General features: G+C 75.9%; 26 protein-coding genes and 1 pseudogene. 13 read left to right on the forward strand and 14 right to left on the reverse strand.

Translation table 11 applies throughout. The features are described 5' to 3' along the window. Nucleotides 1-13: 13 nt before the first annotated feature. A complete protein-coding gene (locus Cpa01nite_RS09185; RefSeq protein ID WP_203668465.1) occupies nucleotides 14-1,408 on the reverse strand; it encodes an FAD-binding oxidoreductase in 1,395 nt (464 codons plus the stop codon). Nucleotides 1,409-1,544: 136 nt separating this feature from the next. On the opposite strand from Cpa01nite_RS09185, the gene Cpa01nite_RS09190 reads away from it, so the two are divergent. After that, nucleotides 1,545-2,660, forward strand: coding sequence for a helix-turn-helix transcriptional regulator (locus Cpa01nite_RS09190; protein ID WP_239068659.1), 1,116 nt, complete (start codon nucleotides 1,545-1,547; stop codon nucleotides 2,658-2,660). 28 nt (nucleotides 2,661-2,688) lie between these two features. Here Cpa01nite_RS09190 and Cpa01nite_RS09195 read toward each other — a convergent pair whose 3' ends face one another. Beyond that, complete coding sequence (locus Cpa01nite_RS09195) at nucleotides 2,689-3,120, reverse strand: hypothetical protein (RefSeq protein ID WP_203668467.1); 432 nt, start codon at nucleotides 3,118-3,120, stop codon at nucleotides 2,689-2,691. Between the two features lie 378 nt (nucleotides 3,121-3,498). On the opposite strand from Cpa01nite_RS09195, the gene Cpa01nite_RS09205 reads away from it, so the two are divergent. The 6 genes from Cpa01nite_RS09205 (at nucleotide 3,499) to Cpa01nite_RS09230 (ending at nucleotide 8,160) form a co-directional block, all read left to right on the forward strand. Further along, nucleotides 3,499-3,957: a hypothetical protein gene (locus Cpa01nite_RS09205; protein ID WP_203668468.1), complete on the forward strand. Its 459-nt coding sequence runs from the start codon at nucleotides 3,499-3,501 to the stop codon at nucleotides 3,955-3,957. 90 nt (nucleotides 3,958-4,047) lie between these two features. Continuing rightward, on the forward strand, nucleotides 4,048-5,406 hold the full coding sequence (locus Cpa01nite_RS09210) for a sigma-54-dependent transcriptional regulator family protein (protein WP_239068660.1): 1,359 nt from the start codon (nucleotides 4,048-4,050) through the stop codon (nucleotides 5,404-5,406). Between the two features lie 77 nt (nucleotides 5,407-5,483). Beyond that, nucleotides 5,484-5,789: an ArsR/SmtB family transcription factor gene (locus tag Cpa01nite_RS09215; RefSeq protein ID WP_239068661.1), complete on the forward strand. Its 306-nt coding sequence runs from the start codon at nucleotides 5,484-5,486 to the stop codon at nucleotides 5,787-5,789. A 2-nt stretch (nucleotides 5,790-5,791) separates the two neighbouring features. Next, complete coding sequence (locus tag Cpa01nite_RS09220; protein ID WP_203668469.1) at nucleotides 5,792-6,001, forward strand: hypothetical protein; 210 nt, start codon at nucleotides 5,792-5,794, stop codon at nucleotides 5,999-6,001. Between the two features lie 140 nt (nucleotides 6,002-6,141). Then, nucleotides 6,142-7,665 (forward strand): aldehyde dehydrogenase, encoded by a 1,524-nt coding sequence (adh, locus tag Cpa01nite_RS09225; RefSeq protein WP_203668470.1) that lies wholly within the window; start codon nucleotides 6,142-6,144, stop codon nucleotides 7,663-7,665. Nucleotides 7,666-7,734: 69 nt separating this feature from the next. After that, nucleotides 7,735-8,160, forward strand: coding sequence for a DUF779 domain-containing protein (locus tag Cpa01nite_RS09230; protein ID WP_203668471.1), 426 nt, complete (start codon nucleotides 7,735-7,737; stop codon nucleotides 8,158-8,160). Between the two features lie 13 nt (nucleotides 8,161-8,173). Here the strand turns inward: Cpa01nite_RS09230 and Cpa01nite_RS09235 are convergent, their stop codons facing one another. From Cpa01nite_RS09235 to Cpa01nite_RS09275, 8 genes are all read right to left on the reverse strand, one after another. Further along, on the reverse strand, nucleotides 8,174-8,689 hold the full coding sequence (locus tag Cpa01nite_RS09235) for a hypothetical protein (RefSeq protein ID WP_203668472.1): 516 nt from the start codon (nucleotides 8,687-8,689) through the stop codon (nucleotides 8,174-8,176). A gap of 62 nt (nucleotides 8,690-8,751) precedes the next feature. Continuing rightward, the gene (locus Cpa01nite_RS09240) at nucleotides 8,752-9,006 is read right to left on the reverse strand and encodes a hypothetical protein (RefSeq protein WP_203668473.1); all 255 of its coding nucleotides are present in this window, start codon (nucleotides 9,004-9,006) and stop codon (nucleotides 8,752-8,754) included. 256 nt (nucleotides 9,007-9,262) lie between these two features. After that, the gene (locus Cpa01nite_RS09245; protein ID WP_203668474.1) at nucleotides 9,263-10,159 is read right to left on the reverse strand and encodes a hypothetical protein; all 897 of its coding nucleotides are present in this window, start codon (nucleotides 10,157-10,159) and stop codon (nucleotides 9,263-9,265) included. Next, complete coding sequence (locus Cpa01nite_RS09250) at nucleotides 10,138-11,355, reverse strand: hypothetical protein (protein ID WP_203668475.1); 1,218 nt, start codon at nucleotides 11,353-11,355, stop codon at nucleotides 10,138-10,140. The genes Cpa01nite_RS09245 and Cpa01nite_RS09250 overlap by 22 nt, the downstream gene beginning before the upstream one ends. Then, nucleotides 11,352-11,654 carry a hypothetical protein gene (locus tag Cpa01nite_RS09255; RefSeq protein WP_203668476.1) on the reverse strand — a complete coding sequence of 101 codons (303 nt, stop codon included), beginning with the start codon at nucleotides 11,652-11,654 and terminating at the stop codon, nucleotides 11,352-11,354. Before Cpa01nite_RS09255 ends, Cpa01nite_RS09250 begins: the two co-directional genes overlap by 4 nt. Continuing rightward, a complete protein-coding gene (locus tag Cpa01nite_RS18580; RefSeq protein WP_239068662.1) occupies nucleotides 11,651-12,169 on the reverse strand; it encodes an SseB family protein in 519 nt (172 codons plus the stop codon). Before Cpa01nite_RS18580 ends, Cpa01nite_RS09255 begins: the two co-directional genes overlap by 4 nt. A 146-nt stretch (nucleotides 12,170-12,315) precedes the next feature. Further along, a complete protein-coding gene (locus Cpa01nite_RS09270) occupies nucleotides 12,316-13,137 on the reverse strand; it encodes an aldo/keto reductase (protein WP_203668477.1) in 822 nt (273 codons plus the stop codon). 22 nt (nucleotides 13,138-13,159) lie between these two features. Beyond that, entirely contained in the window at nucleotides 13,160-14,377 is a 1,218-nt protein-coding gene (locus Cpa01nite_RS09275; protein WP_203668478.1) for an MFS transporter, read from the reverse strand. A gap of 128 nt (nucleotides 14,378-14,505) precedes the next feature. Between Cpa01nite_RS09275 and Cpa01nite_RS09280 the strand changes: the two genes are divergently transcribed. From Cpa01nite_RS09280 to Cpa01nite_RS09290, 3 genes and pseudogenes are all read left to right on the forward strand, one after another. Beyond that, on the forward strand, nucleotides 14,506-14,973 hold the full coding sequence (locus Cpa01nite_RS09280) for a MarR family winged helix-turn-helix transcriptional regulator (protein ID WP_203668479.1): 468 nt from the start codon (nucleotides 14,506-14,508) through the stop codon (nucleotides 14,971-14,973). Nucleotides 14,974-15,112: 139 nt separating this feature from the next. Beyond that, nucleotides 15,113-16,690 (forward strand): SPFH domain-containing protein, encoded by a 1,578-nt coding sequence (locus tag Cpa01nite_RS09285; RefSeq protein ID WP_203668480.1) that lies wholly within the window; start codon nucleotides 15,113-15,115, stop codon nucleotides 16,688-16,690. 262 nt (nucleotides 16,691-16,952) lie between these two features. After that, nucleotides 16,953-17,084 (forward strand): annotated as a pseudogene (locus tag Cpa01nite_RS09290) (DivIVA domain-containing protein); the annotation flags it as partial. Nucleotides 17,085-17,142: 58 nt separating this feature from the next. Here Cpa01nite_RS09290 and Cpa01nite_RS09295 read toward each other — a convergent pair. Further along, entirely contained in the window at nucleotides 17,143-17,409 is a 267-nt protein-coding gene (locus Cpa01nite_RS09295; protein ID WP_203668481.1) for a hypothetical protein, read from the reverse strand. Nucleotides 17,410-17,607: 198 nt separating this feature from the next. Between Cpa01nite_RS09295 and Cpa01nite_RS09300 the strand changes: the two genes are divergently transcribed. Beyond that, nucleotides 17,608-18,576 carry an alpha/beta hydrolase gene (locus Cpa01nite_RS09300; protein ID WP_203668482.1) on the forward strand — a complete coding sequence of 323 codons (969 nt, stop codon included), beginning with the start codon at nucleotides 17,608-17,610 and terminating at the stop codon, nucleotides 18,574-18,576. Nucleotides 18,577-18,666: 90 nt separating this feature from the next. Continuing rightward, a complete protein-coding gene (locus tag Cpa01nite_RS09305; protein WP_203668483.1) occupies nucleotides 18,667-19,251 on the forward strand; it encodes a hypothetical protein in 585 nt (194 codons plus the stop codon). 21 nt (nucleotides 19,252-19,272) lie between these two features. Here the strand turns inward: Cpa01nite_RS09305 and Cpa01nite_RS09310 are convergent, their stop codons facing one another. Together Cpa01nite_RS09310 and Cpa01nite_RS09315 are read right to left on the reverse strand one after the other, a co-directional pair. Then, nucleotides 19,273-19,953 (reverse strand): cation efflux transmembrane domain-containing protein, encoded by a 681-nt coding sequence (locus Cpa01nite_RS09310; protein WP_203668484.1) that lies wholly within the window; start codon nucleotides 19,951-19,953, stop codon nucleotides 19,273-19,275. Then, nucleotides 19,950-20,279: an ArsR/SmtB family transcription factor gene (locus Cpa01nite_RS09315; RefSeq protein WP_203668485.1), complete on the reverse strand. Its 330-nt coding sequence runs from the start codon at nucleotides 20,277-20,279 to the stop codon at nucleotides 19,950-19,952. Before Cpa01nite_RS09315 ends, Cpa01nite_RS09310 begins: the two co-directional genes overlap by 4 nt. Nucleotides 20,280-20,361: 82 nt before the next feature. Between Cpa01nite_RS09315 and Cpa01nite_RS09320 the strand changes: the two genes are divergently transcribed. Further along, nucleotides 20,362-21,588, forward strand: a complete 1,227-nt coding sequence (locus tag Cpa01nite_RS09320; RefSeq protein WP_203668486.1) for a saccharopine dehydrogenase family protein — start codon at nucleotides 20,362-20,364, stop codon at nucleotides 21,586-21,588. 113 nt (nucleotides 21,589-21,701) lie between these two features. Here Cpa01nite_RS09320 and Cpa01nite_RS09325 read toward each other — a convergent pair whose 3' ends face one another. After that, nucleotides 21,702-22,334 (reverse strand): FMN-dependent NADH-azoreductase, encoded by a 633-nt coding sequence (locus tag Cpa01nite_RS09325; protein ID WP_203668487.1) that lies wholly within the window; start codon nucleotides 22,332-22,334, stop codon nucleotides 21,702-21,704. Between the last annotated feature and the right edge of the window lie 83 nt (nucleotides 22,335-22,417).

Genomic DNA, 22,417 nt, shown 5'->3' on the forward strand with positions numbered 1-22,417 from the left:
GCGTCCGCGCGCGTCAGGCGTCGACCGGGCGGTTCCCCCGGAACAGCCCCGCCGGGTCGGCCGCGGCCTTGACCGCGCGCAGCCGGTCGATCGTCGCCGCCGGGTAGGCCCGCCGGATCGACTCGTCGCGATCGAGGAACGTGAGCGGCGCGGTGCCGGTGCTCCACGGGGCGAACGTCGTGAACAGCTGGTCCAGCGCCGCTGACACCAGCGGGGCGAGGTCCGGGCTGGGCACGATCGTCAGGCCGGTGAGCAGGTACGGCTCGTCGGCGGTCCCCGCCGCCGCCGGAACGCGCTCCCGGGCCAGTGCCCCGCCGACGTGCCGGAGCTGCACCTGCAGCAGCGGCGTCCCGCTGCCGGCGCCGGCGAGCGCGAGCAGCGCCTCGGCCGCGGTGTCGTCGAACGCGTGCAGCCGGGTCCCGGCCAGCACGGCGGGCACCGGGTCGACGGGCTCCTCCGCGAGCAGGCCGACCTCGCCCGGCGCGACCGGCCGGAGCGTGTCCCGGACCACCGGCCCGGCGGTCCGGAGCGGCGCGAGCAGCCGCTCGGCCTCGTCCGCGGAGCCCAGGTGGGTCGCCGTGACGACGGCCAGCGACAGGCCGCGCAGCTCGGCCGGGATGAACGGCGCGTCCGGCAGGTGCATGAGCGTGAACCACGCGGTCAGCTCCTCGGGCGCGGACCGGGTCACGTCGAGGAAGGCCCGCAGCACCGGCGCCGCCGCCTCGGCGGGGTACGCGAGCAGGCCGCCGTAGATCTGCGGCGCCGGGTGCAGGTCGAGCTCGAGCGCGGTGACGAGCGCGAACTCGCCACCGCCCCCGCGCAGCGCCCACAGCAGGTCGGCGTCGGCGGGCTCGTCGGACCGGACCCAGCGCTGCGCGCCGGTGGCGTCGACGACCTCGGCCGCGCGGATCGAGGCGGCGCCGGGGCCGAACGCGCGGCTGAACCAGGACAGCCCGCCGCTCAGGCTGTACCCCACGACCGTCACGTCGGGGTTCGAGCCGATCAGCCCGGTCAGGCCGGTGCCGTCGAGCGCGGTCTGCAGGTCGCCCCACTTCACCCCCGCGCCGACCCGCGCGACCCGGGCGTCGGTGTCGACCCAGATGTCGTCGAGCGCCGCGGTGCGCACGACCACGGTCCCGTCGAGCGCCGCGCTGGCACCGTGGCCGTTCGGCTGCGCGCTGACCGTGACGCCGTGCCGGGCGGCCCACCGCACGGTCGCGGCGACGTCGGCGGCGTCCGCGGCCACCACGAGGGCGGCGGGCTGCTGGTCGACCAGGCGGTTCCAGGGCAGGCGTGCGGCGTCCCACTCGGGGTCGCCGGGACCGAGCACGGCGCCGGATACCGCGGCGCGGAGCTCGTCGAGCGTCGTCGTGTCGAGCGGCTGGGGAGCCGCGATCTCTGTGACCATGCCGACGAGCGTCGCGGGCCGCCGTCGCGGCGGGTATCCCAGGAACCTGGGTGAAACGCGGCCCGCTCACCTGGGGTCCCGCGACCTCCATGAAATAGGTCTTTTCGGGACGAACCGGACGGAGCACGATCAGAGGGTGACGACCCTCCGCACCGAGCCGGTGCAGCGCGGTCTCGGGAACCTGGCGCGCGCCGGGCTGGACTGGCGCGCCTTCGTCCAGGCAGCCACCGACCTGCTCGCCGTGGCCGTGCCGCACGACGCCGCCTGCATCGGGCCGGTCGACCCGGACACGGGGCTGCTCACCGGCTCCGAGAAGCGGAACCTCGGCGACGAGCTGGACGCCGAGTTCCTGCAGCACGAGTACGTCACCGACGAGGTGAACCTGTTCCGCACCCTCGCCCGGCGTCCGCACCCGGTCGGGATCCTCGCGGAGGACACCGCCGGGGACCCGCGGCGCAGCAGCCGGCACCGCGACATGTTCGTCCCGCACTGGTCCCTGGACCACGAGATGCGCGCCTCGGGGCTGTCGGACGGCACCCCGTGGGCGGCCATCGCGGTGTACCGCAGCGGCGCCACCAGCGGGTTCAGCCCGGCGGAGGCGGACTTCCTCGCCCGCGTCGCGCCGGTGATCGCGGTGGGCGTGCGCGCGGGCCTGGTCACGGACGCGGTCGGCGCGCCCGGCGCCGCACCCGTGGGACCGGCGGTGCTGGTCGTCGAGCCCGACAACACGGTGAGCCTGCTGAGCCCCGCCGCCGAGGCCCGGGTCGCGGAGCTCGGCGGCCGGGGGTGGGACGCGCTGCCCACGCCGGTGGCGGCGATCACCGCCGCCGCCCGGGCGCTGGCCGACGGCCGGCTCGGCACCGTCCCCCGGCTGCGCGTGCGGACCCGCGCGGGCGAGTGGCTGGTGGTGCACGCCGCCCCGCTCGCCGGACCGGACGGGCGACCGCGGCAGGTGGTGGTGACGATCGAGGAGGCCCGGCCGCCGGAGATCGTGCCGCTGGTCGTCGCGGCGTTCGGGCTCACCGGCCGCGAGCAGGACGTCGTCGCGGGCGTGCTGCAGGGCGAGAGCACGCAGGAGATCGGGCGTGCTCTGCACCTGTCGCCGTGGACGGTGCAGGACCACCTCAAGGCGGTGTTCGAGAAGGCCGGCGTCGGCAGCCGCCGCGAGCTGGTGGCGCGGGTGTTCTTCGACCACTACGCGCCCCGGATGTCCGACCGGCTCGCTCCGCGGGGGTTCTTCGCGCACGCCTGACGCGGCGGGCGCGGGCGCGGGGTGGGCCTCAGGCGCCGTCGCGGCGCAGCGGCACGCCGAGGATCGTCGGCTGCGGCTCGGGCAGAGTGTCCGTGCCGTCCGGCGCCGCCGGCACGCCGCCGTCGGGAGCCGGCCCCACCCACACCCGCAGCAGCTCGCCGTCCCGGACGACCAGCGCGGGCGCGACCACGCGGGCGCGGCGGCCGGCGCCGGCGAGCTGCGGCCGGAGTCCCGCGGCGTGCGCGTCGGGCACGAAGCCGACGACCCGGTTCCGGACGACGACCACCAGCGCCTCGCCGCGTCCGGGCTCGAGGACGGCGTCGACCGGCACGGGGGTGCCGGTGGCGGCGCGCTCGGCCGCGGTCAGCACGCCGGCCAGCGCGACCTGCAGCGCGCGGGCCTCGGTGGCGTGGAAGCCGGCGGGCACGTCGACGGCGACGGTGGGGCGGCGGAGTCTCACGCGGCCAGGGTGCCACGCGCGCTCGTGCCGGGTGCGGAGGCGGCACCGCCGTCGACCCGGCCGCGATCCGCGACCGGCTCGGGGGGATCCGGGAGCGCGGCTGGGCGTCGACCTCGTCCGAGCGGGTGCCGCACTCGTCGAGCATCGCGGCACCGGTCCTCGACGCGACGGGGGGCGCTGGGGTCGCTGTCGGTGGCGTACCTGGACTCGCGGTTCCCGGACGAGGACGTGCCCGCCGTGGCGGCGCTGGTCACGGGCGCGGCGCGGCGGGCGGGCGACCGGCTGGCGGCCGCGGCGGCGGGGTGACGCCGGCGCAGTACCGTGCTGACCGGCGCCGCCGCGCCGAGACCCGACCCCGAACCCGGCAGGAGGGCCGCCGTGCCCGATCGACCACCGTCCGGCACCCTGAGCTTCCGGCGGCTCGACCCCGAGGGCGCCGGGCAGCCGGCGGGCACCTGGGACCGCGCGGCCCGCACCCTCGTCCCCGTGCGCACCACGTGGCGGCGCCGGCCCGCGCGGGCCGGGCGGGGGTCGACCGTGTCGCTGCACAGCACGGAGCACGGCGTCGACCTGATGCTGTCCCGGTCGGCGCGGTCGACGGTCCGGGTGCCCGTGGTGGACCTGCGCACGGCGTCGTGCCAGCCGTCCGGGCTGCTGCGCGCGCTCGCCGACGACCTGGACGCCGGCGGGACGCGCGGCGAGCGCGAGGTCGTCGACGCGCTGCGGGCACAGGCCCGGTTCCTCGAGTACGACGACCACGAGCTGGCCGCGTCCCCGATCGGCCTGCGCTCGGGCGACCCGTCCCGGTGGTGGGACCTGTTCGGCCTGCTCCCCTGACCGACGGCCCTCACCCGGACGACCCCTGGCGCGCGCCGCGCCCGCCGCGCGACACTGGCCGCGCGACAGCGACGTCGAGGGGGGTGGACCGTGCCCGACGCCGAGCGCGACCTGCTGCGGCCGGTCGCCCGCGCCCTGCCGTTCGGCCGCGCGGTGCTCGCGGCGCACGAGCGGTTCCTCGGCACCGGGTCAGCCCGCGGCGTCCGGGACGTCGTGGCCGACTCGTGGCGGCGCAGCCTGCGCAGCGGCGTCGACCCCGACCACCCCGCTCCCCCGGTCGCCCTGGCCGACGCCGACCTGCAGGCGTACCGCGCGGAGCACCCGCTCCGGCACGCGCTGCCCCTGGTGCGCGGGCTGCTGCTCGACGCCGCGGTCGGCGAGGGGTTCCTGGTCGCGCTCACCGACGCCGACGGGCGGCTGCTCTGGGTCGCCGGCGACCCCGCGGTGCGGCGGGCGGTCGAGGGCGTCGGGTTCGTCGAGGGCGCCGCGTGGGACGAGCGGCACGCCGGCACGAACGCCCCCGGGACCGCGCTGGCCACGGGGCGCGACGTGCAGGTGCTGGGCCCCGAGCACTTCGCGCGCGCCGTCCAGCCGTGGAGCTGCACGGCCGCGGTGCTGCGCGACCCCGCCGGCCGGGCGCTCGGGGCGCTGGACGTCACGGGGCGGGACGCAGCCGGCTCGGCGCTGATGCTGTCGCTCGTGCGCGCCACCGCCGCCGCCGTGGAGGCGGACCTGCGGGCGCGGGTGCTCGCCGCGGGAGCGCCCGGCGGGGCCGGGGCGGCGGCCGGGACCGGGGCGGGCGCCGGCACGGCGGGCCCCGGCGCGGCGGGCGCCGGGGTGCGGGCCCGGCTCGAGGTGCTGCGCCCGGGCTCCGGCGTGCTGCACACCCCGGGCGCCGCGCCCCGGGCGCTCGCCCTGCGGCACGCCGAGCTGCTGCTCCTGCTCGCCGAGCACCCGCGCGGCCTGCACGCCGACGAGCTGGCCGTCCTGCTGCACCCCGGCGCGATGTCCGACGTCGCCGTCCGGGCCGAGGTGTCGCGGCTGCGCCGGGCGGGCGGGCCGCTGGTGGCGCAGTCCCGGCCGTACCGGCTCGCGGCGGCGCTCGGCACCGACGTCGCCGCCGTGCGGGAGGCGCTGGCGGCGGGCGACGTGCGGGCGGCGCTCGACCGCTACCCCGGGCCGGTGCTGCCGCGATCCCGGGCGCCCGGCGTCGAGCAGGTCCGGGACGCGCTGGCCTCCGACGTCCGGGCCGCGGTGCTCCACGCGACGGACCCCGCGGTGCTCGAGCGGTGGCTCGACCGCGACGAGGGCGGGGAGGACTGGCAGGCGTGGGAGCGGGTGGTGGCGCTGACGCCGCCGGGCTCGGCGTCGCACGCGCGGGCGGCGGGGCGGCTGGACCTGCTGGTCCGGCGCCTGGGCGCGGGCCCGGCCGCGCACCCCTGGCGCTGACGCCGGCCGCCGCCGCGACCCGGTGGACGCACGCGACCTTTCACGTGTAACTTTCAGGTAACACATGGAGGTCGATCGTGACGGTGGACGAGCTGGTGCAGGCGCTGGGCGCCCTCGCGAGCCCGCAGCGCCTGCGGGTGCTCGCGGAGCTCGGGCAGGAGAGCGTGCACGTCAGCGAGCTCGCCCGCCGGGTGGGCATGTCCCGCCCGCTGCTGTACGGCCACCTCACCAAGCTGGAGCAGGCCGGCCTGGTCACCAGCCACCACAGCGTCTCGCCGGACGGCAAGGCGCTGCGGCACTACGAGGTCGTCCCGTTCGACCTGCGCGTCACCCCCGCGATCGTCGCCGCGGCGATCGCCGAGAACCCCGAGGAAGGGCCCTGAGCATGGAGAGCATCCCCTGGTTCGCGTGGATCGTGCTGGGCGCGATCGTGTTCGGCAGCCTGGCGTCGGTCGCCGACAGCGTGCTGAAGAACCGCCGCAAGATCGCGGAGATCCACGCCGGCCCGTCGCGGCACGAGGTCCTCGTCCGGCTCGAGGCGATCGAGCACCGGCTGGAGCGGATCGAGCGGGCGCTGACCGAGGTCCCGAACTGAGCCGCGGGCGGCGCGGCCTGCGGTGCAACGCACCTGCAACTCCTCCCGCCCTAGCGTCCGGGGCACGCGCCGCAACGAGGCGGCGCGCCCGGCCGCCCCCGCACCCCCGGACGGCCGGTCAGCCTGCACGGAGGGCGCACATGACCGTCTACGCAGCGCCGGGGCAGCCCGGCAGCCCCGCCACCTACCGCGAGCGCTACGACCACTGGATCGGCGGCGAGTTCGTCGCCCCCGCGTCCGGCCGCTACTTCGAGAACCCGTCGCCGGTGACGGGCCGCACCTTCACCGAGGTGGCGCGCGGTGACGCCGCCGACATCGACCGCGCGCTGGACGCCGCGCACGGCGCCGCGCGCTCCTGGGGCAGGACGTCCGCGACGGAGCGGGCCGTGATCCTCAACAAGATCGCCGACCGCATCGAGGACAACCTCGAGATGCTCGCCGTGGCCGAGACCTGGGAGAACGGCAAGCCCGTGCGCGAGACGCTCGCCGCCGACCTGCCGCTGGCCGTCGACCACTTCCGGTACTTCGCCGGCGCCGTCCGGGCGCAGGAGGGCTCGATCTCCGAGATCGACGCCGACACCATCGCGTACCACTTCCACGAGCCGCTGGGCGTCGTCGGGCAGATCATCCCGTGGAACTTCCCGCTGCTCATGGCGACCTGGAAGCTCGCGCCCGCGCTGGCCGCCGGGAACGCCGTCGTGATGAAGCCGGCCGAGCAGACCCCGGCGTCGATCCTGCTGCTCATGGAGCTGATCGCCGACCTGCTGCCGCCGGGCGTCGTCAACGTGGTCAACGGCTTCGGCGTCGAGGCCGGCAAGCCGCTCGCCTCGAGCCCGCGGATCCGGAAGATCGCGTTCACCGGCGAGACCACCACCGGGCGGCTGATCATGCAGTACGCCAGCCAGAACATCATCCCGGTGACCCTGGAGCTCGGTGGCAAGAGCCCGAACATCTTCTTCGAGGACGTCGCCCGGGAGCAGGACGACTACTACGACAAGGCGCTCGAGGGGTTCACGATGTTCGCCCTCAACCAGGGCGAGGTGTGCACCTGCCCGTCGCGCGCGCTCATCCAGGAGTCGATCTACGACGGCTTCCTCGGCGACGCGATCGCCCGCACCGAGGCGGTCAAGCAGGGCAACCCCCTCGACACGGAGACGATGATCGGCGCGCAGGCGTCCAACGACCAGCTCGAGAAGATCCTGTCCTACATCGACATCGGCAAGGCCGAGGGCGCCAAGGTGCTGACCGGCGGCCACCGCGCCGAGCTCGACGGCGACCTGGCCGGCGGGTACTACGTCACACCGACGATCTTCGAGGGCAAGAACTCGATGCGGATCTTCCAGGAGGAGATCTTCGGGCCGGTCGTCGCGGTGACGTCGTTCTCCGACTACTCGGACGCGATCCACACGGCCAACGACACGCTGTACGGCCTGGGCGCCGGCGTGTGGTCCCGGGAGTCGGCGATCGCCTACCGCGCGGGCCGCGACATCGAGGCCGGGCGGGTGTGGACGAACTGCTACCACGCCTACCCCGCCGCGGCGGCGTTCGGCGGATACAAGGGCTCGGGCGTCGGCCGCGAGAACCACAAGATGATGCTCGACCACTACCAGCAGACCAAGAACCTGCTGGTCTCCTACTCGGGCCAGAAGCTCGGGTTCTTCTGATCCGACGAGGTCCGCGGTCGGCCGCCGGCGAGGGCGGGCGGCCGGCCGCGGCACCGGGGAGGAGTGGACGTGGACGGTCCTTCGCGGGTCGACCTGACGCCTGCCGCCGCCGACCTGCTGCGCACGCTGCGCGACCAGCACGGCGAGCTGATGTTCCACCAGTCCGGGGGCTGCTGCGACGGGTCGTCGCCCATGTGCTACCCCGCGGGCGAGCTCCTCACCGGAGACGCCGACGTGCACCTGGGCGACCTGCAGGTCGTCGCCGACGACGCCCCGGGCGGCGAGGCGTTCGCGGTGCCGGTGTGGATGAGCCGCAGCCAGTTCGCGTACTGGCGGCACACGCACCTGACGATCGACGTCGTGCCCGGCCGCGGCGCGGGGTTCTCGCTGGAGGCCCCGGAGGGCGTGCGGTTCCTCATCCGCAGCCGGCTGCTGACGGACGAGGAGTGGGCGGCGGACGGCGCGGACGCGGGGCTGCGCGTGGGACCGGGCTGAGGCGCGCGGGGTCTCAGGCGGAGAGGTCGCCGCGCGCGATGCGGTCCTCCGCCGCGGGGGTGCCGAGCTCCGCCCGATCGCGCTCGCGCTTCGCGTAGTGGCGGATCAGGAGCTCCACCAGGCGCGCATCCGAGGCGTGCATGTTCGTCGGGATCGCCAGCTGCTGGGCGCCTGTGCGCGGTCCACCCACCGGCAGCTCCCCCGCGGGTACGGGGGAGCGTCGCTCCGAGCGGATCGGGGCCGCGCTCGTGATGAGGACGCGCGGAGCCGGGTCCGTCACCAGCTCGACCTTGAGGACGTCCTTCCACTGCGCGCTCACGACGGACCGCCCGGATTCCCGCACGATGTCGTCGCGCCCGAGCCCGACGCGGGGGGCGACGAGCGCGCCCCTCACCGCCCCGATCAACGTCGGCACCATGAGAGCCGCGACGAGCACGGCACCGACCGACGCGAGGTTCGACGCACGAAAACCGCCGTCGACGACGAACCCGATCACGACGACGAGGCCCAGGAGGACCGCCAGGACCATGGCGCAGAGGGCCAGGGGTCCGACCGGACGCGCAGCGGGCAGCCACAGACGACCCGCATCCGTCACCACCTCGATCCGACCCGTCTCGGCAGGGCCAGGAGGCCGACGAAGAACGACACCCCGACGAGGACCAGGAGGCACAAGGTGATGCCGAGTGCTGGCCCGGTGAATCCGCCCTCGGTGACGAACAGGCCGATCACGGGCACCGCGATCGCGAGCATCACGATCGCCAGCACGACGAAACCCGGTCTCAGCGCGGCCGCGGACGACACCGCCGGCCCCGTCTCCACCGACGGCCGCAGAACGCGGCGCACCATCAGCCGAACACCAGCGACGACACCCCACGCGCGACCAGCACGTCGGGTCGCTGCACCCGCCGACCTGTCATCCGAGCACCGACCTCCATGCCGACACCCCTCCTGAGACGTTCTCCCACGCGTCCTCCACTGCCGCTCGGCGCGACGACGCCGACGACCGCGCTGCACCCCCGGCCAGGAGACCGACGTCCGCACGCCCGAAAGGGGGCGAGCACGAGAACCGATGCGGAACGCGGGACGGAGCCGTCGCCAGGGCTCATCGTCCTCTCGCGCTACCGCCGGTTCGCCGCCCGGGCGCGCCTCCATCGAGGTCGCCTTCCTTGAGGCGAATCTCAGCTCGGGAGGTCCCCAGCTCGATCCGGTCGGCGGGATGCCGCTGGTAGTGACGGATCAGCCGTGCGATCAGCCGCGGATCGGAACCGTGCAGGTTGGCTCCGATGGAGATCTGATCTGTGCGCGTCGAGGATCCGGCGACCGGTCGTTCGCCCAGCGTGGGCTGAGAGGTGAGGCGGGTGGTGACCGGACGCCGCCCGCGGAGGACGACGCGGGGACCGGCGTCGGTCTCCAGCGTCACCTCAGCGATGTCTTCCCAGCGCAGCACCTGTCGGCTCCGCCCTGATCGACGGACGACATCATCCGGGCCGAGGCCGACGGCCGGCAGCACCGAGTCTCCCCGCAGCGTCGCCACCAGGACGCGCACGCAGACGACGGCGAGCACGACGGCACCAACCGACGCCGCGACGGGGCCCTCGAACTCGCGCGTCACCGCGTAGCCGGCGACGACCACCAGCCCGAGAGTGACACACACGACGAGTCCGGCAAGATTGAGCACACCGAGCGGTCTGGCAGCGGGTAGCCAGAGCCTTCCCTCCTCCGTCACCACCTCCAGCCGGTCTCGCCGTGGCTGGAAGAGGAACGTCCCGACGGTCGCGAGCCCGAGAAGCAGCAGCAGCGCGATCGCAACTCCGAGCCCGATGCCCACGAGGCCGCCATCAGCCACCAACGCCGCCGCACCGAGCGCGAACGCGCCGCCGCCGAGCAGCAGGCCCGCGACGACGGGGAGCCGCATCGCGGTCGTGGCGCGGGGATAGGCAGTAGCCGGCTCCACGATGCGGACGACCACACGTTCCATCAGCCGAACACCGACTTCCACGCTCCCGAGACTCCGCTGGACATGTCCTCCCAAGCGTCCTGGGCGAAATCGGTGGTGGCATCCCACGCGTCCTCGAGCCCGGCGTCGATCGACTCTCGAACGTCCTGCGGCACCCAGTTCTCGTACGCCCACTTCGCGCCGTAACCGAGCGCGAGACCTCCGACCACAACACCCGCGCCGACGGCCCACACCGGCGCAGTCGCGGTACCCAGCGCCGCGCCAGCCACGACGAGCGCGCCACCTGCGACGGCACCGACCGCGCTGCCCGCCTCTTCAGCGATGACGCGCGAGGGTGAGTCACCCGAAGCGATCGACGCCCCCGCGAGGCCGAGCCCGACGGCGGTTCCGATGACGGGCAGGTGCCTGACCGGAGTGTGACCCAGCGCATCCGCCGCGAGCTCAGCGGCGTTCGCAGCGCGACGGATCGCTGCCGGATCCGCGGCCTCGGCCGCGGCGCGCACCGCGGGGTTGCCCGATCGGAGACCGTCGCGGAAGAGCTCGGCCTCGGCACGCTGGGTCGTCGCGGTGCGGCCGAGCTCGGCGATGTCACGCTCGAGCTGCAGGTCGTGCGTCTCGAGCACCCAGTCGACCAGCCCTCGGTTGGCGTCGCGCGCGAAGCTGAGCAGCCGGGTCGCCAACGATTCTCCGAGCGTGCCGTCCCGGAACGCGACCAGGTTGGCGTCGATCCAGGCCTCGAGCTCGCCCCAGGCCGTCCCCACCTCGGTCGAGATCTCCTCGTACAGCTCGATCTTCGCGACCTGGCTGCGGTACCGGGACTCCGCCGCCTCCCACGCGGCCACGTCGCTGGCCTGGGCGCCCGCCCCGGGCTCCCGGCCCGGCGACACCGCGTCGGCGGGCGGATGCACGACGGTCCCGTCGACCTGCAGGCCCCCCGCGGCGGCCGTCGCCAGGTGCTCCGCGAAGTCCTCCTGCATCCGCTCGAGCTGCCCCGCGTACGCGCGCAGCTTCTCGGCGGCGTCGCTCAGCGGGCCCGTCTGGTCGTCCCCCGCTGTGACCGCGCGAGCGGCGGTGTCGCGGTACGCGTCGCCCGACTCGCCCTGCCAGTGGTGGGACGAGGTGCGGATGTCCGCGGCCGTGTCCGCCCAGGCGGTGACCGCGTCCCGCAGAGCCGGCGACAGCCACTCGGCGGCGGCGCGGACGGAGGACGGGCTGCCGGGGACGTCGAGGTCGATCACGGCGCAGCCTCCTCGCCCGGAAGCGTGAGCCCACCGAACGACTCGGACACGGAGTCGTCGGTGGCGGTCGCGTCGGACACCGTCGCGTCGATGACGCCGCCCATCACGCGGCTCAGGACGGCGAGATCCGCGGCGTTCTGCGCCAGCGTGGACACGATGTCGGCCAGCACGCCACTGGCGATGCCGCCGTCGACGGACGCGGGCAGCCCGCCGAGCGCCGACTCCAGGTCCTCCGCCGCGTTGCGGTACTTCTGCGCCATCTGGGTCGCCGCGGCGCGGTCGATGTCGAGGCCGCTCACGCGATCCGCCCCTCGCGGCGGTACTGCTCGGGCACGTGCATGTCGGTGATCACGACGTCGAACGGCTGACGCTGCTTCACCAAGCCCAGCTGCGCCGTCTCGACCAGGATCCAGCGCTGAGCCGGCCCGCAGTGCTCCGCCAGGCGGTCGAGGGCGGAGTAGGCGAGCAGCGCACGCCGCCCGTCCTTCAGCGTGCGCACCTCGACCGAGTCGCCATCGATCCGCACCGGCAGGTACACCGCCGGGCCCACCACCGGGCGTGCGGATCGCGGCTCGGGCTCGCGTCCGGGGACCCGTGCGTCGAGCAGGAGCACGTCGTGCGCGGCGACGGTCGCCAGGTCGTCGCGCGACACGAGCGCCCACGCCTGGTCGGGTCCCGCGTAGCGCTGGAGGCGATCGAGGCTGCTGTACGCGAGCAGCGCACGTCGCCCGTCGTCCATGCCGAGCACCATCGCGCGAGGATCCGACCCGTGGTGCGCGAGGCACGCCAGGTAGACCACGGGCGGTGTCTCCACCTCCACCATCACGGAGCCCCCTCTCGACCGCGGTGATCCTAACCGCCTGACCACCGGGTTCGTCGGTGCGGTCCCCCCACTCACCGTGGTCCCTCGGCCGGATCACGCAGCGCCGGGCTGCGGGTCCGGCCGAGGGACCGCGCCGCTCAGCCGTCGAAGCGGTCCGGGTGCGGGCCCGTGCGCAGGCCGCGGTCCAGGGCGTCGACCGCCGCGAGCTCGGCGTCGTCCAGCGCGAACCCGAGCAGGTCGAGGTTGGACCGGATCCGGGCCGGCGTCACGGACTTCGGGATGACGACCGTGCCGCGCTGGAGGTGCCACCGGAGCACGACCTGCGCCGGCGAGACGCCGTGCCGGGCGGCGATCCCCGTGATCGCCGGGTCGTCGAGCACCGCGCCCTGGGCGAGCGGGCTCCACGCCTCGGTCACGACGCCCAGGCGCTCGTGGTGCGCGCGCAGCTCGCGCTGCTGCAGCCCGGGGTGCAGCTCGACCTGGTTGACGACCGGGGTCACCCCCGTCTCCCGGACGACCCGGTCGAGGTGCTCGGGCTGGAAGTTGGACACGCCGACCTCGCGCACGATGCCCTCCTCGCGCATCGCGGCCAGCTCCGCCCACGCGTGCACGTAGCGGTCGAGGCCCGGCGCGGGCCAGTGGATCAGGTACAGGTCGAGGCGCTCCAGGCCGAGGCGGTCGAGCGTGCGCAGGTACGCCTCGCGCGGGTGCTCGAGGTCGGCGACCCAGAGTTTGGACGTCACGAACAGCTCGTCGCGCGGCAGGCCGGCGGCGGCGATCGCGCGGCCGGTGCCCGCCTCGTTGCCGTAGACGGCGGCGGTGTCGATGCTGCGGTACCCCGCCTCGAGGGCGGTGGCGACGGCGGCGGTGGTCTCGGCGTCCGGGACCTGGAACACGCCGAAGCCGACCTGCGGCATGCGGGTGCCGGTGTGCAGGGCGACGGTGGGGACGGTGGTCATGCGGGTTTCTCCTTCGCGGGGGTCAGGCGGCGGCGGGGGCCGGCGCCTCGGTGGCGGTGGGTGCGGCGGGCGCGGGTCGGCGCGAGGCGACCCGGCGCTCGTGCGCGGTGGCGGCCAGCAGGGCGCCGAGCCCGAGGACGGTGATGGCGGCGCCTGCCCAGATGGGCGACGTGTAGCCGAGCCCGGCGCCGATCGTGACGCCGCCGACCCACGCGCCGAGCGCGTTGCCGATGTTGAACGCCGCGATGTTCGCGCCGGACGCGAGCGTGGGCGCCCCCTCCGCGTGCCGCATGATCCGCATCTGCAGCGCGGGCACGGTGGCGAACCCTGCGGCACCCATGAGCACCAGCCAGACGACGGTCAGCGGCCGGCTGCCGGCGGTGAGGGCGAACGCCACGAGGACGACCGTCAGGACCACCAGCACCGAGGCGAGCGTGCGGGTCACCGACCGGTCCGCGGCGCGGCCGCCGGCCAGGTTCCCGGCGAACATGCCCGCACCGAACACCACGAGCAGCCACGGGACGGTCGAGGCGGCGAAGCCGGAGACGTCGGTCAGCGTGAACGCGATGTAGGTGAACGCGCCGAACATGCCGCCGTACCCGAGCACCGTCAGGACGACGGACCACCAGACCTGCGGCTCGCGGAACGCCGCCAGCTCGGTCCGGAGCGACGCCGCGGGCGCGCCGTCGCGGGCGCGGGCGCCCGGCACGAGGACGAGGATCCCCACGAGCGCCACCACGCCGATCGCCGTGATGGCCCAGAACGTCGAGCGCCAGCCCAGCTGCTGGCCGAGCAGGGTGCCGAACGGCACGCCCAGGACGTTCGCGGTGGTGAGGCCGGCGAACATGGTGGCGACCGCGCCGGCGCGCCGCTCCGGCGCCACCAGGCCGGCCGCGACGACCGCGCCGATGCCGAAGAACGCCCCGTGGCACAGGGCGGCGACGATCCGGCCGGTCAGCATCACGCCGTACGTGGGCGCGGTGGCCGACAGCAGGTTGCCGGCGATGAACAGGACCATGAGCCCGGTCAGGACCCGCTTGCGGTCCAGCCGGGTCACCGCGGCGGTGAGGGCCACGGCGCCGACCGCGACGGCCACGGCGTAGCCGGAGATCAGGTAGCCGGCGACCGGCTCGGACACGTCGAACGACGCGGCGACCTCCGGGAGCAGGCCCATGATGACGAACTCGGTGAGTCCGATCCCGAAGCCGCCCAGGGCGAGGGCGAGCAGGGCGAGGGGCACGACATCCTCCATGCGTATGCAACATCCCGCGCCTGCACTAGTTGCAGGCGCAACGGCTGGAGATGTTTGCACGCGCCGCATATCTGCGCAAGCGGCGTAGGATGGGTGGACGACACCGAGGAGGCAGCATGGGGATCGCCGACGACGCCGTCGAGGTGCGCGCCCAGGGCTGGCGCACGCTCGCGGCCCTGCACGGCGCGCTCGACGCCGCGCTCGAGCGCGCCCTCCAGGGGGCGCACGAGCTCTCGGTCGTGGAGTTCACCGTGCTCGACGCGCTCTCCCGGCAGGACGGCTGGCACATGCGGATGCAGCAGCTGGCCCGCGCCGCGGCGCTCAGCGCGAGCGCGACCACGCGCCTGGTGACGCGCCTGGAGGACCGCGGCCTGCTCACCCGGATCCTGTGCCAGGACGACCGCCGCGGGATCTACACCGAGCTGACCCCTGCCGGCGAGGCGCTGCTGCGCGCCGCGCGGCCGACCCACGACGCGGCGCTCGCGGAGGCGCTGGAGCGCGCGGAGGCGACGCCGGAGCTGGCGCCGCTGGTCACGGCGCTGCACACGCTGCCGGCGCCGGCCGAGCCGGTCCGCGTGGGCTGAGCGGGCCCCGCCCCGGACGCGCGGGCGCGCAGCCGGATGACGCGTCACGAAAGGCCTGCCCGCGGGCACAGGATCCGCATAGGGTCGAGGCAGCCCACCCACACGACCGGCCGCGACGCGGCCGCGCCCGAGGAGTCCCATGGAGCTCGCAGGTACTGCCCTGATCGTCGTCCTGGTCGTCGTCGCCGTGATCGCGGTCGCGGTCGTCGGATCGATCTACGCCAAGGTCCGGTTCAAGATCGCCACGCCCGACGAGGCGCTGATCATCACCGGCCGCAAGAGCGGCAAGCCGGTCATCAACCCGGAGACGGGCGACGAGACCACCGACCTGTCCGGCCAGCGGGTCGTGATCGGCGGCGGCACGTTCGTGAAGCCGATCTTCGAGCAGGTCGTCCGGCTGTCGCTCGCGTCGCAGAGCTTCCCGGTCGCCGCCGAGGACGCCACCACGAAGTCGGGCGTCGGCGTGACGCTGCGGTCCATCGCGGTCGTCAAGGTCGGCGGCACCGAGCGCATGGTGCGCGCCGCCGCGCAGCGGTTCGCCGGCCGCAGCCAGGAGCAGGTCATCGAGCAGCAGACCTCCGAGGTCCTCGTCGGCGTGCTCCGCACGATCGCCGGCACGCTGACCGTCGAGTCGATCCTCTACGAGCGCCAGGAGTTCTCGAAGGAGGTCAAGGACATCGCGGTGCCGATGCTGGCCGAGCGCGGCCTGATCCTCGAGAACTTCGAGATCCAGACCGTCGAGGACACCGGCGAGTACATCCGCAACCTCGGCCGCCCGCGCGCCGCCGCCGTCGCCCGCGACGCCGAGATCGCCGAGGCGCAGGCCCGGCAGGAGAGCACCGAGCGGTCGAACGAGGCCGCCGTGCAGATCGCGGAGTCGAACAAGGCGCTCGCGCTGCGCAACGCGACGATCGCCCAGGAGACCGCCACCGCCCAGGCCGACGCCGCCGCCGCGCAGGAGCGCGCGCAGGCCGAGGCCCAGCAGGAGGTCCTGGTCCAGCAGGAGCAGGTGGCGCTGCGCCGCGCGGCCCTGCGCGAGCAGGAGCTGCAGACCGAGGTCCGCAAGCCGGCCGAGGCCCGCAAGTACGAGGCCGCGCAGGAGGCCGACGCCCGCAAGTACGCCGCCGAGCAGGAGGCCGAGGCGTTCAAGACCGCGGCGATCCGCAAGGCCGAGGCCGAGGCGCAGCGCACGACCGCGCAGGCCGACGCCGAGGCGTCCGCCGCCCGCGCCCGCGCCGAGGCCGCGCTGGTCGAGCAGCAGCGCCGCGCCGAGGGTGCCCTGGCGATTGCCCGGGCCGAGGCCGACGGCATCCAGGCGCGCGGTGAGGCGGAGGCCGCCGCCGAGCGTGCCCAGGGCGAGGCCCGCGCCGCCGCGATCAAGGCCGAGGCGGACGCGTACCAGACCTTCCCCGAGTCGGCCCGCCTGCAGATGGTGCTCGACGCGCTGCCGAAGCTGGCCCAGCCGTACGCCGACGCGCTCGGCAAGATCGACGACATCACGATCATTGACAAGGACGGCGCCTCGCGGCTGCCCGGCCAGGTGACGACGGGCGTGCAGGAGCTCGCGACCATGCTCAAGGCGCAGACCGGGATCGACCTGCTCGACCTGGTCCGCGGCCTGGGCGGCGACGGCTCCGCGGGCACCTCGACGCCCCCGCGCCCCGTCGCCCCGGCGTCCGTGAGCGCGGCCGCCGCCGTCGACGGCGCGACGGACTGAGGCGGCGGCGGTGTCCTGGCTGACGCGCCTGCTCCGCGGCCCCGACGCCCCCGTGCTCACGGCTTCTCCGGACGCGCCCTCGGCACCGACGGGCGCGGCGACCGCCACGCTCGGCGGCCCGTCCGCGGGCGCCCGCGACCACGGCCCCGGGCTGACCGGCGAGCAGCTGCTCGCGCGGGTCGAGGCGATCCCGCTCACGAAGTTCCGCGAGGGCTACGACGTCCACCAGGTCGACGCCCTCGCCGTGCGGATCGCTGCCGCCCTGGACGGGGCCGACGAGGCGTTCCGCCCCGAGGACGTGCTCGACGCGAGGTTCGCGCCGACGAAGTTCCGCGAGGGGTACGACCAGAGCGCGGTCGACGACCTGCTCGACGAGGTGGTCGTCGCCCTGCGCACCCGGGACTGATCCCGCGCGTCCCCGACCGCCCGTCCCCGGCTCAGGGGGCGGGCGGTCAGTCCTTCGGCGGCGCGGCTGCGCGGTCCTCCGCCCGGCGATCCAGCGCGGCGGCCGCGAGGTACGTCGCCGGGCCGAGCACCGGGACCAGGACGATCAGCGCGAGCGTGCCGAGCGCGCTGGACGCCGGCTCGCGGCGGCGGGACCAGACCAGCACCGCGGCGACGGTCAGGCCGACGAGCACGACGAGCGCCGCGGACCAGAGCAGGTCGTACGGCGCGGGCAGGAGCAGGCGCCAGCCCTCGACCGTGTCGCGCTGGTGCATGTCGTCCTCCCCTGGCGCGGGCCGGGCGCCCGCGGTCCTCGCCGACGCTACCGACCCGCGCGTCCGTAGCAGGGCGGTTCCGCGCGCCGGACCCCGACGAGTGGACGATCCGGCCCGACACGCCCCGGCGTGTCCGGCCGGATCCTCCACTCGCGCGCGAGATCCTCAGCATGCTGACCTTTCGCCTAGACTGATTCCATGACCCGACGGACGACCTGGCTGACCCTGCGCGCGCTCGTCGGGCTCCTGCTGCTCGCCGCCCCGGCGTGGGTGCTCGTGACGGCGGGCGGCGCGGTGCCGCACCAGCACGGGACGCTCGCGGCGCTGCTAGCAGCCGGCGCGCTGGCGGGCGTCGTCCTGCTCGTCACGACCGCGGTCGCGTGGCTGCGCACCCGCCGCGAGCCCGGGAGCCCGGACCGGCCGCGGGCGCGCCGGGTGCTCCGCGCCACCGGCGCCGGCGTCGGCCTCGCCCTGCTCGTCGTGCTGGCCGGCGCCACGGCGTGGCTGCGTCCGTTCCCCGCGACCGACGTCGCGCTCGACGCCCTGCGCGCGGACGACGCCGTCGAGGTCCGGGAGTCGGCCGGCTGGTACGCGTTCGTGCCGCGCGGCGCGGAGCCCACGACCGGCCTCGTCTACTCCCCCGGCGCCCGGGTCGACGTCCGCGCCACCGCCACCGTCCTGCGGCCGCTCGCGGAGGCCGGCTACCTGGTCGTCGCCCTCAAGGAGCCGCTCGGCATCGCGCTGACCTCGCCGGACCAGTCGGCGTCGGCGATGGCGGAGTTCGACGGGATCGAGCGCTGGGCGGTCGGCGGGCACTCGCTCGGCGGGGTGGCGGCGTCGTCCTTCGCGGCGTCGCACGCCGACGAGGTCGACGGTCTGCTGCTGCACGCGTCCTACCCGCTGGGTGACCTGTCCGGCGCGGATCTCGTGGTCGCGTCGGTGTCCGGCTCCGCGGACGGGCTGACCACGCCCGAGGACGTCGACGCGTCGCGCCCGAAGCTCCCGGCCGGCACGGCGTTCACCGAGGTCGACGGCGCGGTGCACGCCTTCTTCGCCGACTACGGGCCGCAGCCGGGCGACGGCACCCCGACCACGACGCGGGAGTCCGCCCAGCGGGAGATCGTCGCGGCGAGCGTGGCGCTGCTGGACGACGTCGCCGCGGGCTGAGGCCGCGCCGCCACCCGTCCGCCCTCCGGCCGGGTGGACGTGCCGCCGAACCCGCCCGCGAGGGGCACCCGCCCCGCTAGCGTCGGCCCGGTGAGCGCCGCCCTCCGGACCGCCGTCGCCGTGGCCCTCGCGCTACCCGCGGCCGCGCTCGGCGGGGTCGTCGCGGCCGCGGCGCACTACACGCTCGTGCAGCCGAGCGACGACGAGCTGCGCGCGGTGGCGGCCGCGGTGGTCCCGGAGGGGTTCGCCGTGCTGGAGCCGCCCACGGTCGACGGCGCGTGGGCGCCGGCGTTCTTCCGCGGCCAGGTGTTCAGCCACGCCCGGAGCGGCGCGGCCCCGGACGTCGAGGGCCTGGCCGCCTCGCTGACCGGCGCGGGGTGGGAAGTCACACAGGTGGAGCCGGAGGCCGACCCCGGGCAGGAGGTGCGCGCGCGGCGCGGCGGCGTCGAGGTCGTCGTGCACCTCGACCCGCGACCGGCGAGCCGGGGCACGGACCTCGGCGTCAGCGTCCGGCGCGGCGAGCAGACGCCGTCGTACCCGGTGCTGGTCGGGGCCGGGGCCGTGCTCGGCGCGGCGGGCGGGGCGGTGTCCGGCGCACGGCTCGGCGGTCGCCTGCGCACGCGCCGGCAGCGCGCCCACGCCGCCCGGCGTCGCCGCACGTACGGCGAGGCCTGACCGCTCGGCGACCCGGTCGGGTCAGCAGCAGCCGTCGCGCGGGTCGGCCGCGCGGTCCCCGCCGACCAGGTCCGCCAGGGGCGTGCCGCAGGCGTCCCCGCGCCACGCCTCGATGCCCTCGCGTACCGCGAACCCCGCGATCACGAGCGCCGCGACCGGGTCCGCCCACCACCAGCCGAGCCCGCCGTTCAGCAGCAGCCCGGCCAGCAGCACCGCCGACAGGTACGAGCAGATCAGCGTCTGCTTCGAGTCGGCCACGGCGGACGCCGACCCGAGCTCCCGCCCGGTGCGCCGCTCGAACCAGGACAGCCCGGGCATCACCACCAGGCTGACCGCTGCCAGGACGACCCCGACGGCCGAGTGGTCCGGCTCGGCGGCCCCCAGCAGCGCCCGGGCGGCGTCGACGGTCACGAACGCGGCGAGCCCGAGGAACGACACGGCGATCACCCGCATCGCGGTCCGCTCGCGCACCTCGGGGTCGGGCGCCGCGAACTGCCACGCCACCGCCGCGGCGGACAGCACCTCGACCACCGAGTCGAGCCCGAACGCGATCAGCGCCGACGACGAGGCGGCGCTGCCGGCGGCGAGCGCGACGACCGCCTCGACGAGGTTGTAGGCGATGGTGGCGGCGACGACCAGGCGGACGCGCCGCTGCAGGACGGCGCGGCGCGCGGGCTCGAGGGGCGGGGCGGGCGCGGTCATGCGCAGGTGCAGTCGGGGCCGCAGCAGCCCGGGTCGACGGCGACGACCAGGGAGAGCAGGTCGCCGAGCGCGGGCGCCAGGTGGCCGTCGGCGAGCCGGTACCAGACCCGGCGCCCGTCGGGGATCGCCTCCACGAGCCCGCAGCCGCGCAGGCACGCGAGCTGGTTGGACATCACCTGGCGGGAGACGCCGAGCGCGTCGGCGAGGTCGGAGGGGTACGCGGGCGCCTCGCGCAGCGCGAGCAGGATCCGCGCGCGGGTCTCGTCGGACAGGGCGTGGCCCAGCCGCGCCAGCGCGGCCGTGTGCGAGAGCGTCACCGTCTCCATGGCCACGACAGTACAGCGAAACGTGTACTGTCGAACACGCTCGTCGCGCGGCCGGGCCCCGTCCGCGCCTACGGTGCCCCGCATGGCCGACCGCGAGCACGACCTGGTCCTGCTGGGCGCGACGAGCTTCGTCGGCGCCCTCACCGCCGAGCACCTGGCGCGCGCAGCGGCACCCGGCACCCGGGTCGCGCTGGCGGGCCGGGACCGCGAGCGGCTCGCCGCGGTGCGGCGCGGGCTGCCCGCGGCGGCGCACGACTGGCCGCTCGTCGTGGTCGACGTCGAGGACGCGGCCGCCCTCCGCCGCGTCGCGGGGTCGACGACCGCGCTCGTCACCACCGTCGGGCCCTACGCGCGCCGCGGGCTGCCGGTCGTCGAGGCGTGCGCCGCCGCGGGCACGCACTACGCGGACCTGAGCGGCGAGCTGACGTTCGTCCGGGCGGCGGCGGACGCGACGGACGCGCGGGCCCGGGCCACGGGCGCCCGCCTCGTGCACGCGTGCGGCTACGACTCGATCCCGTCCGACCTGGGCGTCCTCCTGCTGCACCGGGCCGCCGCCGACGACGGGGACGACGACGGCGGGCTCGCCGACGTGCAGGCGCTCGTCGCGGCGCGCGGCGGGGTCTCGGGCGGCACAGTGTCGTCGCTGCTCGGCGAGGTCGAGGCCGTGCGCTCCGACCCGCGCGCCCGGCGGCTGCACGCCGACGCCCACGCCCTGTCCCCCGACCGCGCGGCCGAGCCGGGCACGCCGCAGCCGCGGCTGATGACCCCGCCGCACCGGGTCGCCGGGCGGTGGGCGGCGCCCTCGGTGATGGCGCCGTTCGACGCGCACGTCGTCCGCCGGTCGAACGCGCTGACCGGCTGGGCGTACGGCCGCGGGCTCCGGTACGCCGAGCACCTGGACGCCGGGCGCGGGCCGGCCGGGCTGCTGCGCGCGACCGCCCTGGCCGGGGCGACCGCGCTGGGCGCCGCCGCACTCGCGCTCCCGCCGACCCGGACCCTCGTCGAGCGCGCGCTGCCCGCCGCGGGCGACGGTCCCGACGCGGCGACCCGGGAGGCGGGCTGGTTCCGGCACCGGTTCCTGGCGACGACCGCCTCCAGCCGGCGGTACGCGGCGCGGGTGCAGGCGTCGGGCGACCCGGGCTACGCCGCGACCGCGGTGATGCTGGGCGAGGCGGCGCTGGCGCTGGCGCTCGACGGTGCTCGGCTGCCCGACCGCGCGGGCTCGCTCACACCGGCGACCGCGCTGGGCGACGCGCTGGTCGAGCGCCTGCGCGAGCAGGGCTTCCGCCTGGACGCGGTCCGGGCCTGACCCGGGCGACGCGTCGCCGACGTCACTTCGCCGAGATTGCACTCGATGCGGTGTTCGACGATCTGAACCCCGCAACGAGTGCAACCTCGACGCACCCAGAAGGGCGGAGGCGCTCAGCGCGCGGCGAGGGCGCGGCCGGCCGCCGTCGCGGCCGCCTCGGCCTCCTTCTTCATCAGCTCGGCCGGCTCGGCGAGCGCATCCATCGCCGGGTTGACACCCACGAGCGTCAGCTCGCGCTCGATCACCGTGAGGTCGGCGCCCCACACCTCGCCGACGATCCGGCGCAGGTAGTCGATGCTGTGGTCCCAGCCGTGCTTCGGCGTGCCCGGCCCGTAGCCGCCGCCGCGGGTCACGATGAGCACGACCGGCTTGCCCGCCAGGTACGCGTCGCCGGGGGTGCCGCCGGCGATCGCCAGGTCGATCCACGCCTTCACGTGCTGGGAGACGCCCCAGTTGTACAGCGGCAGCGCCAGCACGGCGGCGTCCGCGTCGCGCAGCTCGTCGGCGATCTCCACGGCGAGCGCCACGGCGGCGGCCTGCTCGGGCGTGCGCTGCTCCGCCGGGGTCCAGCCGGCGCCGACCGCGGTGGCCCAGGCGTCGGCGGGGACCGGGGTCTCGCCGAGGTGCCGGCGGACGACGACCTCGTCGGGGCGGCCGGCGGTCAGCTCGGCGGTCACGAGGTCGGCGAGCGCGGAGCTCGCCGAGCGGGCGCCCTGGATGGAGGCGTCGATGCGCAGCACGGTCATGCGGAACTCCCGGGGGGTCGGCGCCGCGGGCGGCGCGTGTTGAATGTTCAACAGAGACCCTACGCACGCCAGTGTTGAATGTT

Source organism: Cellulomonas pakistanensis (assembly GCF_016862755.1).
GTDB classification, from domain to species: Bacteria; Actinomycetota; Actinomycetes; order Actinomycetales; family Cellulomonadaceae; genus Cellulomonas; species Cellulomonas pakistanensis.